11 protein-coding genes and 2 pseudogenes are annotated in these 13,421 nt (G+C 67.3%); 5 read left to right on the top strand and 8 right to left on the bottom strand.

Features of this window, described 5'->3' with window-relative positions; genetic code table 11:
* Positions 1–232 precede the first annotated feature (232 nt).
* A complete protein-coding gene (locus ACWFQ8_RS32685; RefSeq protein ID WP_453789911.1) occupies positions 233–1,174 on the bottom strand; it encodes a helix-turn-helix domain-containing protein in 942 nt (313 codons plus the stop codon).
* Positions 1,175–1,538: 364 nt separating this feature from the next.
* On the opposite strand from ACWFQ8_RS32685, the gene ACWFQ8_RS32680 reads away from it, so the two are divergent.
* Entirely contained in the window at positions 1,539–1,907 is a 369-nt protein-coding gene (locus ACWFQ8_RS32680; protein WP_257559891.1) for a hypothetical protein, read from the top strand.
* 167 nt (positions 1,908–2,074) lie between these two features.
* On the opposite strand, the gene ACWFQ8_RS32675 is transcribed toward ACWFQ8_RS32680, so the two are convergent.
* The 5 genes from ACWFQ8_RS32675 to ACWFQ8_RS32655 all read right to left on the bottom strand — a co-directional run bounded on the left by ACWFQ8_RS32675 (position 2,075) and on the right by ACWFQ8_RS32655 (position 6,320).
* A complete protein-coding gene (locus ACWFQ8_RS32675; protein WP_453789910.1) occupies positions 2,075–2,392 on the bottom strand; it encodes a hypothetical protein in 318 nt (105 codons plus the stop codon).
* Entirely contained in the window at positions 2,389–3,069 is a 681-nt protein-coding gene (locus ACWFQ8_RS32670) for a hypothetical protein (RefSeq protein WP_453789909.1), read from the bottom strand. The genes ACWFQ8_RS32675 and ACWFQ8_RS32670 overlap by 4 nt, the downstream gene beginning before the upstream one ends.
* Before the next feature lie 380 nt (positions 3,070–3,449).
* Entirely contained in the window at positions 3,450–4,517 is a 1,068-nt protein-coding gene (locus ACWFQ8_RS32665; RefSeq protein WP_453789908.1) for a DUF4158 domain-containing protein, read from the bottom strand.
* A 630-nt stretch (positions 4,518–5,147) separates the two neighbouring features.
* Positions 5,148–5,564 (bottom strand): hypothetical protein, encoded by a 417-nt coding sequence (locus ACWFQ8_RS32660; protein WP_453789907.1) that lies wholly within the window; start codon positions 5,562–5,564, stop codon positions 5,148–5,150.
* A 51-nt stretch (positions 5,565–5,615) separates the two neighbouring features.
* The gene (locus tag ACWFQ8_RS32655; RefSeq protein WP_453789906.1) at positions 5,616–6,320 is read right to left on the bottom strand and encodes a hypothetical protein; all 705 of its coding nucleotides are present in this window, start codon (positions 6,318–6,320) and stop codon (positions 5,616–5,618) included.
* 1,287 nt (positions 6,321–7,607) lie between these two features.
* Between ACWFQ8_RS32655 and ACWFQ8_RS32650 the strand changes: the two genes are divergently transcribed.
* The gene (locus ACWFQ8_RS32650) at positions 7,608–8,597 is read left to right on the top strand and encodes a hypothetical protein (RefSeq protein WP_453789905.1); all 990 of its coding nucleotides are present in this window, start codon (positions 7,608–7,610) and stop codon (positions 8,595–8,597) included.
* Between the two features lie 55 nt (positions 8,598–8,652).
* Here ACWFQ8_RS32650 and ACWFQ8_RS32645 read toward each other — a convergent pair.
* Positions 8,653–8,913: pseudogene (locus ACWFQ8_RS32645) on the bottom strand (nucleotidyl transferase AbiEii/AbiGii toxin family protein); the annotation flags it as partial.
* A 39-nt stretch (positions 8,914–8,952) separates the two neighbouring features.
* Between ACWFQ8_RS32645 and ACWFQ8_RS32640 the strand changes: the two are divergent.
* Positions 8,953–9,342: pseudogene (locus ACWFQ8_RS32640) on the top strand (transposase); the annotation flags it as partial.
* A gap of 23 nt (positions 9,343–9,365) precedes the next feature.
* On the opposite strand, the gene ACWFQ8_RS32635 reads toward ACWFQ8_RS32640, so the two are convergent.
* The gene (locus ACWFQ8_RS32635; protein WP_453789904.1) at positions 9,366–9,785 is read right to left on the bottom strand and encodes an ankyrin repeat domain-containing protein; all 420 of its coding nucleotides are present in this window, start codon (positions 9,783–9,785) and stop codon (positions 9,366–9,368) included.
* 1,020 nt (positions 9,786–10,805) lie between these two features.
* Here ACWFQ8_RS32635 and ACWFQ8_RS32630 point away from each other — a divergent pair.
* Positions 10,806–11,990, top strand: a complete 1,185-nt coding sequence (locus tag ACWFQ8_RS32630) for a ParA family protein (protein ID WP_453789903.1) — start codon at positions 10,806–10,808, stop codon at positions 11,988–11,990.
* Positions 11,987–13,060 carry a ParB/RepB/Spo0J family partition protein gene (locus ACWFQ8_RS32625; RefSeq protein WP_453789902.1) on the top strand — a complete coding sequence of 358 codons (1,074 nt, stop codon included), beginning with the start codon at positions 11,987–11,989 and terminating at the stop codon, positions 13,058–13,060. The genes ACWFQ8_RS32630 and ACWFQ8_RS32625 overlap by 4 nt, the downstream gene beginning before the upstream one ends.
* Positions 13,061–13,421 lie beyond the last annotated feature (361 nt).

The following is a 13,421-nucleotide window of genomic DNA, read 5'->3' as shown; positions in this document are numbered from 1 at the left end:
CCCCGCTTTCACCTCCCCTCAAAACCAATATAGAAATACAGCCCCCGCTACCCCGACCCCCACTCACACGCCGGGGGGGGGGGGGGGGGGCCCCCCCCCCCCCCCCCCACCCCCGCCTGCGGCTAGGTACCGCCAGCACGCAGCGAGGACCGGCCCGGCCGAAGCCAGAGGTGGCTCCGGGCACCCTTTCGACTGCACGTCTCGCACTCACCGTGAGCACAGCTCTCCTGAGCTACGCGGGCGAGATGGAGAAGATCTGCTTCCCGCTCCCGTCGCAGGGCTGTGTCACCGCCGGTACCCCGGTGACCGTCCCTGATCCGCTCATGCCCACGCATCCGTCGCCGACCAACCGGAGAACGTACTGGTCGCTTCGGCCGGAGTCCGTCGGCTCGATGCGGAACCTGCTCGTTTTCCCGCAGTCGTCCCAGGGCTCCAGCAGGACGGCGCCGGTGCCGACGGTCACCGAGTTCAGGCAGCCCTTGCCGCGGTCGGGGTGGTACCACTGCACGCGGAACGTGTCGTCCGCCGCGGGCACGAGCTCGGTCTGCTGAGGTGCGACGTCCTCGCACGGACGCTGCACGGCCACCAGTGGTTCGTACCCCTCGGCATGCCCGTCGGTCAGACACAGGCCGTCCGCCAGGACCGGGCGGATCTGCACGGGACCCTGCGGCAGGGCGGTCCGGTCCGACTTTCCCTTGGAACCGCCCGGCTCACCGGAGAAGCCGAGGACCCAGACGGTGACGGCCACGGCGGATAGCACAGCGAGCCCCACCAGCAGCGCGCGCAGCCGGCGTCGGCCCGGTGCCGGCCCGGTGCGCCGACCGGGAGGTCCCGCACCGTCCGCGCCCCCGCCTCCGTCGTGGCCTTCGTCCCCGCCTTCGTCCCGGCCTGCCGCACCGCTGACGGCCCTTTCCAGGGCCTCCAGCCATTCCTGCACCCGCTCCGCGTCTCCGCAGGCTCGCACGAACTCGGCCACCAGTTCAGGACGCGGTGTGGTCTTCCCGCCGAGGACGTCCGCCAGAGTGCTGCGGGCCAGCACTCCTCCGTGCTCGGCGGCTCGTTCTTCGAGCTGTCGGTACGTCAGCCCGGAACGCTCCTTGAGCTGTCGTAAGGCAGCCGCGAACTCCCCCACATCACGGGCCTCCTGCCGCTGCAACTCCCCCACATTCGCCATGCGGACATGGTGACCGGCCCCGCGGCACGTGGACAACGCTGGTTCCGGCCCTCCGCGGCTGTTTCCGTACGGTCCCGGACAGGATCTGGACAAGCCGCTGACCAGCCCGGACAAGGCCGGCCCGTCCGGGCCGGAAAAGCCAACGAGACCGGCGGGACATGGAGCCGATACGCACCAGGAGATCACGAACCGGGCCGAACGCCCACAACCCATGCCGGGCACACGGGTGATCCGCCGCCACCCGTCCCCGGCGGATTACATGTTGATCATTGGGCCTGAAAACGTCTATCTGAAACCGGTCGGCGACCCGTAGTACTGGCTTCGCGGCCCACCGGCCGTCCACGATCTCAAGGAGCCATCACCCATGACTCGCTTTCGCACCCTGTGCATGGCCCTCACCGGCACCGCGGCGCTGTTCGCCCTGACCGCCGCGCCCGCGCACGCCGCCCCCGGCGACGTGACCACCTCCTGTTCGAGCGTCCTCACCCCGAGCGGCTTCGTCGACGTCAGCTGGGGGTACAGCAGCAGCTGCGGCACGCAGAGCTTCAGCCCGAACATCAAGCAGATAAAGCAGCTCACCGGGCTGCCCGTCGGCACCGTGGTCCAGGCCTGCAATTCCACCTACCAGCCCTTCGGCTGGGTTCAGACCGCCTCGTACTACAGCGGCAGCTGTGTCTCCTCCTCGGTCCCCAGCTTCAACAACAACGCCTGGACGCTCAAGCGCGTCTCCTGACCCGTCCGCCCCGACGCCGCGGTCGTGGAGTTCGCGGAGCAGACGGTCGGCCGGCTGTTCCCCGGACGCCGGGCGGGGCAGCCCTTCCGTCCCGACCACCTCGGGTCGCCGTAGCACTCGCCGCGAAAACAACGGATCACGAGTACGCGGCCCCACGGCTGGCGACTTCACCCGGCGGGCCGAGAGGGGGTGACCGCTGGCGAGGAGTGTTCGGCGGGCCGCTCCACGCAAGCGTGCGGCTCGGCTGGTGCAACAAAGAACGCACCGATGTTCAAGGCCACGGCCGCTGCGGCAGGAATCCCCCCGAGGATCCAGCACAAACGCTTGTGCTCGGATCGGGCCTGCTGAAGGGCGGTCCCTCGATCGATGCCTTGCTTAACAAGCTTTTCCTGACGGTTGGTCACATCACCGGATGCGATCAGGAAGGTCGTAAATGCGGCGATGGCCGCGAACACGGCCGCAGCGATGATCAGGGCGTCCTTCATGCGCGGAAGAAGACGGCCGGGATGTTCATGAATTCCGGGAGCGCCGCCACGATCTCGAACGCGCCGGTTTGGATCCGGTTGTTTCCTGGCTCGTAGACGAACTCCCGCTCGCCTTCGACAAGGCCGACTTGAAATTCGTCGAGCGTTCTGCTGTAGCCGTACGGGCGGACGTGCAGGGTGACCTCCGCGGACATCGGCTCTCGACTCTCACTCGGGCCCTGGTCTCGGTACAGCAGCACGGTCCCCTGAATCCGCTCATCATGAAGGTAGTAGTCGCCACTCAGCTGTACCTCGGACCTGTTCTGCGGGCCCAGCAGCGTGTCGACCGTGTACCGGTTCTCAGCGGTACCGAACGCGGCGAGTTCGCGCAGAAAATGCTGATTGTCGTGTTTGGACACGTAGATCTCCGGTTCACCGGACGGCTCCGTATGGCTGGTCACATAGGCGGCCCAGTAACTGGTCAAGGGGCTCGCCGGCGAATCCTTGACGTCGACCTGCAGCGACCTACTGAACGGCAGCGCGACTCCCAGGCCCCCGTTCGCTGCTGTCACCTGTGCGTTCGAGCCGACCAGAAGATCCGACACGACCTGGGTGCCGTCGATGGTGATCTGGACGAAGTGATAGTTCTTTCCGCTCGCGACACCGACTGCCGTAAGAGTCCCGTCCACGTTGTTCACGGTGAGCAGATTCACGTAGGAGGTGGAATTTGCAGTGGCGGCTGCGACTCGGGAACAGGTCACGGCGGATCTTCCCCTCAGCACTGAGGCGACGTGCGCCTCACGGCCCGGTAGATTTTCGCTATTCCGGGGTCGTCCGAATCCTGCCTCAGTCGGCACCCCCCTGCACCCGCGATGCCCCTGATTGGGGGGGGGCGCCACCGCCCGCGAGGCCGTCGAGCGGGACTCGTCCTCGCCGATTGTCGGGAAGGACCGCAGGGCCTCCAGCTCCTCATCACTGAAAACCCTCGTCGCCATCCGCCCGCCCTCCCTCCCGTCACCCGGTCAGCCCAACGAGCCACCCTGCGCACGGCAACGGGCCACCGCCGCCTTCCCCGAGGTCAGGGGGGTCTCCCGGGCTCCTTCGCCTCGGCCACAAGCTCGCGCAGTGTCCTCTCCCCGACCACCGGGAACAGGGCCCGGCGTACGACCTCGTCGGGCTTGTCGACGGCGGCCGTCGCCAGCTTGAAGAGGATGCCCTCCTTGCCGCGGACCTTCTTCAGCTCGGCGGTGAGCTGCTTCTCCACCCGCCGCTCGGCACGGGCGTTGATCTTGTGGACCAGGGCGACCAGCAGTTCCACCAGGGCATCAGTGATCTCGCCTTGGCGGGAGGCGCACAGCGCGGCCAGCAGCGCCGTCCGTACGTCCTCGCCCGTGTCCCGGAAGTCCGAGGGGTACATCTTGATCGCCCGTGCCCGCCAGGCGGCCACCAGCTTCTCCGAGCAGTCCGCGAACAGTCCCTCCGGCAGACCGAGCTGCCGGACGGCGGTCAGCTTGGTGACCTCCGTCAGGAGCGAGTCCAGGCCCACCGCGCCCGGGTCCCGCTTCAGCGATGCCAACAGCGCGGTGCCCTCCTCATTGCCCTCCGCCACCAGCGCCAGCAGGCGCCGGGCGCACACGTCACCCAGGCGGGCGACGGTACGTGCGCAGAAAGCGCGGTCCGCCCGCGCACGCGCGGCGGCCACGATCCGCTCGATACGGCCCGGGGGCTCGATGCGGTCACTGCGGCACTGCACGAGCAGGGCCTCGCGCAGCCGGTCCTCGACCAGCTCGACGGGGCAGACCTCATCGGCGAGCCAGCCGGTCAGCCGTTCCTCGTCCGCCCGGGTCGCCGGACGGAACCCGAGAGCCTCGCGGATCTGCGTACGGTGCCCCTTCGCGGACCGGGATGACAGGTCGTACTTCGCCAGGTCCCCGCCCGGCACCTTGACCACGTCGGCGACGTAGTCGACCGCGGCCGGCGGGAACTCCTCCAGGAACTGGGGGAACCGGCCCTCCAGCTCGAAGTACTTCAGCATCAGCACGAAGCCAAGCCGGGTCGGCCCGGACTTGTTCGCGACCAGGTCCCAGTCGCTCCCCACTGGCGTCCAGCACGCCACCACATCCTCGGGCGACCACTCCCGGCGCATGAACCCCTACCCTCCACCGTCTACTCGCTCGGCCTAACGAACAGGCGGGGCGCGAAGCAACGGGAGAGTCGAGGCCAGCCGCAGCTACTTTGCACCGTGGGTCAGAGATAGGAGACCAGGGCCCGAACGGGGGTTCGTCCGGTCGGGCCGCGGCGGGCAGGAGGCGGATGCGGAGCTCGCGTCGGGCGGGCCAGCAGCTGCACGCCGCCATCTCCGGGAAGGGGCCGCCGGTCCGCTGGCCGCCGGTGCCCCGGCAGTCGGGGCAGTCCGGCCGGGGTCGGGTGGTGGCCTCGATGCGGTGCCGGTCGGCATGCCGACGCCATCGGCTCTGGTGGCATCGGCTTTGGGCGGTCTCTGGAATCGGGCGCATAGGACGTTAGCCGAGGCCTCCCGCCGGACGCGTTCCAGCGGCACAGTCTCCAGCGCTCCCGCCCCGCAGGTCTGCCCACCCGCCTACCTCGCGGCCACGCGGACGCGGCTCGACGCAGACACGGACCCCTTGTGTGACTCGATCCAGCTGCGCGCACCCGGGGGCCCGGCGGGTATAGTGAGGGCACCAACTGTTACTCAGGCGCAGAAGGCCCCCCACCTCGGTGGGGGGCCTTCTGCTTTGTGCGGCTCCGGCCCAGGTCAGGCGACCTGGAGCTTCGGGCGGCCCGTCGCGGCCGGCGGGGCCTGGTGGTAGGTCGGGAGCTTCAGGTTCGGCAGGTCCCCCGCCTGGATGCGGGCGAGAGCGGCGCGGAATGCCGCCTCCATGGACTCCGGAGTCTCGTACTTCGCCGCGAGCGGGTGAAGACGGTACGAATTTCCGGTGCGCTCCTCGCTGCGCGGCCGCAGGACGATGTTCAGGTCGCACAGCGGCGCCATGAGCCCGCTGACGGCCTGGGGCGTGACCCCGTACTCGGCGGCCATGTCCTTTTGCCGGACCGGCAGCGTCCCCCCGAAGTCGCTGCGGGAGACTAGGTACTGGAGGAACTTGACTGCGGACCCTGACAGCGGCAGGGCCCAGATGCGCTCCGCGACGATCGGAGACATGACGTTAGCCATGGGACAACCTTCCTCGTGAGCGAGCGCCCGTGCTCGGGCCTGGCAGCGCTATCACCCGGTTCGCTTCCTTCTCTGAACAGGCTTCTCGACCCGGAAGTCGAGGTCCAGCTCCTCCTGGTGAGCCCCATCCGGTCCCACCGCGTACGGGAACGCCTCCGGGTCGTACTCGTGCCTCTCGGCGATCTCCGCGAGAACTTCGTGCTGGGCCGTGCTGTTGCCCTGGAACCACAGACGAACGTTGATCTGGATCCGGCCGTTGCCGGCCTTCTCCACCCAGTTGTAGCCGCAGAGCGCCTGCACGGCACGGTTCACCGTGGACCGCGTGATCATCTTGCCGCCCTTCTGTGCGGCAATCTTGTTCAGCCCGTCCGTGATCTCCTGCTGCGTGTACTGGGTGATGCCGGTGCCCGGCACCTGCCCCCCGGCCACGAAGAGGAAGACGCAGAGCTGGGACTTGGTGATGCTGTTCGCGACGGCAAGCTGGGCCAGCAGCTGCGTGAACCAGTTGCTGGCCAGGCTGTAACCGGCTTCCCCGGCCATGTCATGCACGGCCTTCGGGTCGGCCGCGTACTCGAAGTGGACTCCCTTGAGCCGGCGACGGCCGCTGGGGTCGGCGGCGTGTGCCACCTTCTCCCCAAGCTGCTGGCCGAGGACAGCCAGGATGTCCCCGTACTCGGCTTCGTTGCCTGCGGCGGCAGCGACGGGTACAGGCCGGGGCCCGCGCTGTCGACGACGGGCGGGCGGATCAGATGTCACAGGACCTCCTTGTTACTCAGGCGGTCCGAGACTATCCAAAAAATCAACGTGTGCTTGTCTTTTGGCGTGGTGACGCGCCGGAAGACCCCACTGATCCGGGATCTGTTCGACTGAGACGGCAAAAGTACACGAGGCATGAAGTTATGTTGCCTTCAAGCGCCGAAAGTACACGACTGCTTGATCTGACGTGTCACGATCGGAGTACGTACGTGTAGATGACATGCAGTGCCCGAGGGGTTGTGCGCCACTGCACCCGACTCTCTGACCTGCGACGATCTGAAGCCGATCCGCCACTTCAAAAAATCAACGGGTGCTTGATTTTTTCGCGAAATGTGCTCGCCGGGTACACATTTGAAAACCCGAAGTGTGTCCCAGGGGACACATACCCGGCGACAAACCAGCTGGTCAGAGGCCTAAAATGGCGGCGCCCTCTTACTACAAGAGCAACCTGGCCGAGGAGGCCAGCAACCGCTGATTTTCTGTCAGCTCTGTCCCATCCGCCGGCACATGACCCATCAGTACCCCGACAGTCACTCACATACCCCGCTCTTCGACATCAGCCAACGGACCTTGGGAACCCACGAGCCTTCGCCATACGACACACCTGACCCACCCCTCCTCAGCCCCTGACGTGCTCAGCCACCCTTCAGCTTGGCCCTCATGCCCAGTGAGGGCGCCAGCGCCCGAGGGGTGCCCCGCCGACCGTTAGGGAGGCGGGGCAGGGCGTGAGGGGGAGCGGGTCCAGGGCGCCCAAGCGCCTGGCGAGGGGGTCTGGGGGGCGAGTAGCCCCCCATGCCAAGGCCGGTCCAGCGCGGCCTAGGCGCTGGCGGGGTCCAGGGGCTGGCCCCTGGGATTCTCACGGTCTGCTGTCGACAAGGGACAAGAACCCTGATCTGAGAGCACACGCTAATGAGTTCGCTGGAACAAGCCGCACGCCGAGCAGCCGCAAGCAGCCAGGCTTCAAGCCGGAGCTACCGGAAAGTTCCGACATCGCAGGCAAAAATTGCCTCCCACAATGGCACCGTAGAGAGCCGATCAGCGTCGTGCTGGTGTGATGCGGTCTGCCTGTACGAGAAAGGCTCCCACAGGGACGTACAGGGCCTCGTGGCCCATTGGCGCAGAGATTGCGAGCTTGATTGGTCCCCTGAATGGCTCAACGAGGCTTATCTAGTTGGCCCTTTAGCGTCGTAGTTGGTTCCTGAGCGTTGTAGCTGGACCGCGCCTACCCTGCTCGGGCGCATACCGCCCCGGCTCTTGAGCGGCCTACCTGGACGTTGGCCTCAGCAGATGATTCCTGAGCCGCCACCGAAGGTCATCACGCGTCTCCGCGACGGGCGGATCCGCGCCTACGTCGTGGGCGCCGGCGTCTACGGGAGGCTGGAGCCCGCAGCGGTTTTCCAGCCGCGGAATGGCGACGAGGTCGTAGCGTCGGTGGTCCGGCACGATCTGGAGCGGGTCGTGTACACGACGCTGAACGGAGTCGTCTGCCTCACGCGTGCCGGCGACCTCATGTGGGCCTCGGACTTCGAGCCACACTCTGACGTACGCCATGGCCACCAACCTGGCTGTGCGCTGTCTCTGGACGACCGGACGGTGTGGGTCTACCGGCCGGACGCGATGGCGGGACGCGGGGGCGGAGACCAGTGGGTCGTGCACGACGCCGAAAGCGGTGTGGTTCTCGCCCGCCGGGAGCTGAAGGCCGTCGGGCACGGCGCCGGGCACCACGTGCACCCTGTGGACGGCAGCATCTACCTCGACATCGGTGAGGGCCAGGACGGCTCCGTCATTCTCCGGGGTACGGCCGGGCCCGATGGCGAGGTGGAGTTCGTGACGTACCCGTGGTCGGACCGCTGCCTGATCGACCTGGCGCCGGGCGGGCAGCAGTTCATGACCGTCGACCACGAGCAGGCGGACGTCGCCTTCCACGACCACCCCACCGGGGACGTGCTCTGCACCCTCCCCGTCGAAGCCTTCGGGTACGACCCGGAGGAGACCTTCGTGGAATGGAGCGGCGGCTACCTGACCGAGGACACGGCCATTGTCACCCTGGGCGGTGAGAGTCAGGACGAGGAGAAGTGGTTCCGCTACCACCTGGTAGACCTACGCACGGGCACGCTCAGCGGCGAATTGAGCGTCGAGGCTAGCAACCCATACGAGTTGGTTCCCCTAGGCGACGGTTCCTGGCTCACGAGCGGCCCAGGCGGCGACCCCGTCCGTTGGTCCAGCGCTCCGCAGCCGTCCGTACCCACCTCTCCGTGCGAGAGGCCGCAACCGTGACGGCAGACACCCGAGTGCCGCTGATCCCTCAGGCGCCTGAAGGCTTGAGTTGGCGAACGGAGTCGAAGGGCAGGACCAGCCCGTACTCGGTCTGGGCAGGCGGCGTCCAGAAGTGTTCCTTGAGGACGTCGACCTCGCACTCCTCGCCGATGTCGGGTCGGCGGCCATCAGCCGGGCCGAGAGTGCGGCCACGTCGATCACGCGCACCTGCCCAGCCCCGCGCGGCCAAGCCCTGCTCCAGGCTCGCGACGATCTCTGCCATCGGAGCCGGGTTCTCGGTGGCGACGTCGAGGTCCTGGCTGAGCCGCTCGACGACAAAGAGCCTTAGAGCCACAGCCGGCGTCCAGGATTCGGCGTGGAGAACCACCCTCTTTCCAAGGTCCTGACTTCCATGCCGGGGGATCGGCGTCAGGACCGGAGCCCGCATCCTCATCGACGTCGGCGGCGGCAGTTCGTTCCCGTCCGCCGCCTACGCCGGTCTCGCACCAGCGACCCGCAGTTCGGGCTCGTCAATCCGTGGTGAGCAACCGTCCTGGAGAGGAAACAAGCAGCTCAAACGGGCCTTCTTCCTCTCCGTGTTGCCGCCCTCGTCGACCCGGTCTCCCGGGGTTACTACGACAAGAGGGTCAGCCAGGGCAAGCATCACACCCAAGCCCTCCTCTGCCTCGTCCGACGACGAGCCGGCGTCCTCTTCGCGATGCTCCGCGACTGCACCTTCTACGAACCACGTCCAGCAGCCGTATGAGAGGCATGAGGCCTGACTAGCGCCTACCGGTTCTGCCCGGCGCCGCGTACGTGAACGGCCACGTCGTAATTGCCGATCAGGTCGGCAAGACCGCGCGGGCTCATTCCCTTCGTGTTCTGCTGCTCGGGATCGGCTCCGGCTTCCAGCAGTACCTGGAGCGTTGCCGGATCACCTCGGTAGTTGAACACCGCGTTGAACAGAGCGGTGTTGCCGCTGCTGTCGCCGACGTCCACGGGGGCACCCGCCGCCAGGAGAATCCCCGCGGCCGGCGCAGCCTGGGACTGCGCGGCAAAATGCAGCGGCGTCATCCCCGCCTCGTCCGCATGGCCCGGATCTGCCCCATCCGCCAGGGCCGCCCTCAGGCCATCGACGTCTCCATGCAAGGCGCCGTAGTGCACCAAAGTGCGACCCATCCAGTCCAGTCCCTGCTCCCCATCCGCCATGCCTCCCATCCTCTCCGATCTTGGCAGAAGGGATAGGGGCAACCCCCAGCTCGCCCCTCGCTGGTCCGCCGACCGGGACACCGACCATAAGGGCATGCCTGAGCAGCGCGAGACCTGGCGCCTGTGCGGCGGCCCGCACAGGCGCCAGCGGCATAAAGGCCGAGGTACTGGCCGAAGACAGCGCCCGCGCCCGCCGCGAGACCGCAGCCCAGTGGTGGAGCCCGCGCCTCGCCGCGGCCGCCGGCGACCGCGCCCTCGCCGGAACCGACGCCAGCCCGGACGCCGCCCACTACCCCCGCAGCCGCGCCGCCAACCTGGCCACCGCCCTCCAGCACCAGGCCCGCTTTGATGGCTAAGTGCTGGACGCCCTGCGCGGCGCCGACCTCGTCAACAACGCCCCGTCCGCTGCGGCGGCCTGACGGGACTCCGTGCCGCCCCGGGCCCATGCCAGATCGAGCAAGGCCCGGACAACGCCCGGCTCGTGGAGGTTCAGGCCTGCGCCTTGGGTGAAGCCCACATCCCCGGAGCCGGGGGGGCACCGCCCGGGACATACCGGCCGGGCCCCGTCGGCAAAGACAATGCGCAGCTGGCCGCCGGTGCCGGCTGGCTGAGAGGACAGGGTGAGGGTCTCGCGGCAGTCTGCGGACCGGCCGTTGTCCAGCACGCGGTGGCTGTGGCGGAGCGTCCACATGTACACGCGCCCGTCGGCGACCAGTCGGCGGGGCTTCTTCGAACGGCGAGGCACGCAGTTGAGGGTACGCGGCCTGATCCACGTCACTCCCGTAATGGTGATCAAGCTTTGATGAGACGAACAGGATGGTCGTTATACGTCGGCGAAACCAGTCAAGGTCCGATGCGACAGGGCGGCTACTCCATCTTTCCCGTTCACTCAGGACCCTGGTTACGCGGTAGTGCTAACGGCGTTAGCACCTGAGGGGTCTGAGGAACTAACACTGAAAATAGGCGAAACTTCTCTAACGCACGACTCAAACCTGGGTTCACGGCAGTATGCTGCCGCCTATGTCATCTCCCAACTCGGGAGGTGAGCGGGAGAAGCTCGTCTCCAAGTTGCCCGCTCAGCTCCAGCAACTCCTCAAGGTTCGCGCCGCGCAGCTCCAGATCGACATGCAGGACGCCGTCGCCAGTGGCATCCAGGCCTGGCGGGACTGCACGGAGGAACTGCCCTCCGTCAACACCGCCGGCGCCGACTCGTTCGGCACCTACCTGCCCGAAGGCCTCTACGAGGACTTCAAGTCCGACTGCCGCGAGCGCGGCGTCTCCTACATCCAGGGGCTGGCGCAGTCCGTGGTGCTCTGGCTCGCCGACAACCCGGCTGGCGCCAAGGAGACCACTCGGCGCATCATCGTCTGCAATCAGAAGGGCGGCGTCGGCAAGACCGCGGTATCCGCCGGCCTTGCTCAGGCCCTCGCGGAAGACCCGACTGCCATCGGGGCCGCGGCTGATGCGGCGATCGGCGGCTTGCGGGTCCTCCTCGTCGACTACGACCCGCAGGGACACCTGACCCACCAACTCGGCCTCACCGCCATCCCTGCTGGCGAGGAAAGCCTCATCACGCACATGCTGCACCGAGAGCAGGCCAAGCAGACACTGCTCGACCTGACGATCGCCATAAGCGGTGACCGGTTCGGCGGCCGCCTGCAAATCCTCCCAGCCGCATTCGACGCGTTCCTCCTCGACTCGGGACTCACCGTCTTCCGCGGCCCGCGCCACGCCGCGCTCGAGCGCGCCCTCGCCCCCCTCGAAGAAGACTTCGACGTCATCGTCGTGGACTCGCCTCCCAGCCTCGGCCTCGCCATGGACGCAGCCCTCAACTACGGCCGCCAGCGCGACGGAGAGAAGCCGGGCTCCTCCGGCCTCGTCATCCCCGTGGAAGCTGAGGACACCTCTGCCCAGGCATACGGAATGCTCATCCAGCAGATCGACTCCCTCTCCCGAGACTTCGACATCGGGATCGAGCAGCTGGGCCTGGTCGTCAACAAGTTCGACAGCCGACGCGGGTACATCGCGACCTCGTCCCTCGAAAAGTGGAAGACGCTGGGCACTCCCCCGGTCCTCGCCGTGGTACCCGACGTGAAGGAGCAGCGCGAGGCGGTCCGCAAGCAGTGCCCGCTGCTGGACTACGCGCCCGACTGCGAGCAGTCCCACCAGATGAGGCAGATCGCCCGAGGGGTGACGACGGCATGAGCAAAGCGGACATGTTGGGGGACTCCCCCACGTTCAACGCGGTCGCTCAGCCCATGAGCAGTCGCGCAGCTTCCTTCGCACGGTTTTCTGGCCAGGACACTCCTGTCGCTGAGCAGACCGTCACCGGTCAGACCGGGACGCTGCGGGCTGCCCTGGACACCTTGGCCCACAATCCGTACAACCCGCGGGAGGAACTCAAGGCAGTTGATGACCTTGCTGACAGCCTTACGTCCCGGGGGGTCATCCAGCCCCTTACGGTCGTTACCCGTCAGGCCTTCCTCGCTGCACATCCGAGCCACGAGGGCCGGCTGGGTCAGGCTGCCTTCATCGTCGTCGACGGTAACCGGCGCCTGGCAGCAGCGAACCTTGCAGGACTGGATGACGTTCCCGTCCACGTTGATGACTCCCTCGCGCAGGACGCCGACACGCTGCTGGAGACGGCCCTGACCGCGGCCGTTCAGCACGAGAGCCTCGACCCGCTGGATGAGGCGAAGGCTCTTCAGCGGCTCGTCCACGTCCACGGATCCCAGCGAGCTGTCGCCAGGGCGCTCGGCAAGTCCAGTCCATGGGTCACCCAGCGTCTCGCGCTGCTCAAACTCACCCCGGAACTCCAGGAGGCGGTAGAGGATCGCAGCCTCCCAGTAGAGATTGCCCGCAACGTCGGCCAGCTCCCCGCGCAGCAGCAGCAAAGCGCCGTAGAGGAAGCCCTGGCCAAGCGCGCGGCGGTCAAGCAGCGGAAGCAAGCAGTCAACGCGGGTGCTAACGCCGTTAGCACTCCCCCCTCCCCCGAGCGAGTCGATCAGGTCGCCTCAAGTGCTAACGCCGTTAGCACCCCTGCTGCTGCCCCCGTGGAAAACACCGGGGACAGTTCGCGTTCTGAACCGCAGCCTGGCAACCAGGATCCTGCCGATCCGGCAACAGATGAGCCTCACCTCGTCGACATCCTCAAGCTCCCCCGCGTGCCGTGGCACGACGGGAACGGAGTTGCCGATCTGGTCTTCCAGAAGATGGATGAGGCGCAGCGTGAGGTCCTCCTCGAACGCCTTCTCGCCGCCCACGGTGAGGGTTAGGACGCCGCCCATTCACTGCGGAGCCCGCTCGGTCGATTCGGCCGGGCGGGCTCACTGCGTCTGTGAGCCGAAGCGCGGTAGTTGTCACCAAGGCAGGCTTGTTGTCACCGACCAGTGTGATGTTGGCTGACCGACATATGGATCATGTCCTGTCGCAGTGCAGCTGGCGGATTCTCACTCGGTCTCATCCGAACCGTCAGAATCTCACCGTGTCGCGGTTGGCCGCCGGCTCGTCTCGTCGAACGCCGGGCGTACCGCCCCTCCTGTCATGTGGACATGAGTTCGAGTACGGGTGCTGAGACGCGACCAGAGCTGAGTGCGGCGTTGAGCGGGGACGAGTTGTTCCGCTGGTACTGGACGC

This window comes from Streptomyces sp. NPDC055254, from assembly GCF_053606025.1.
The sequence above is the reverse complement of the archived record's forward strand: the minus strand, read 5'-3'. Positions and strand labels throughout refer to the sequence as shown.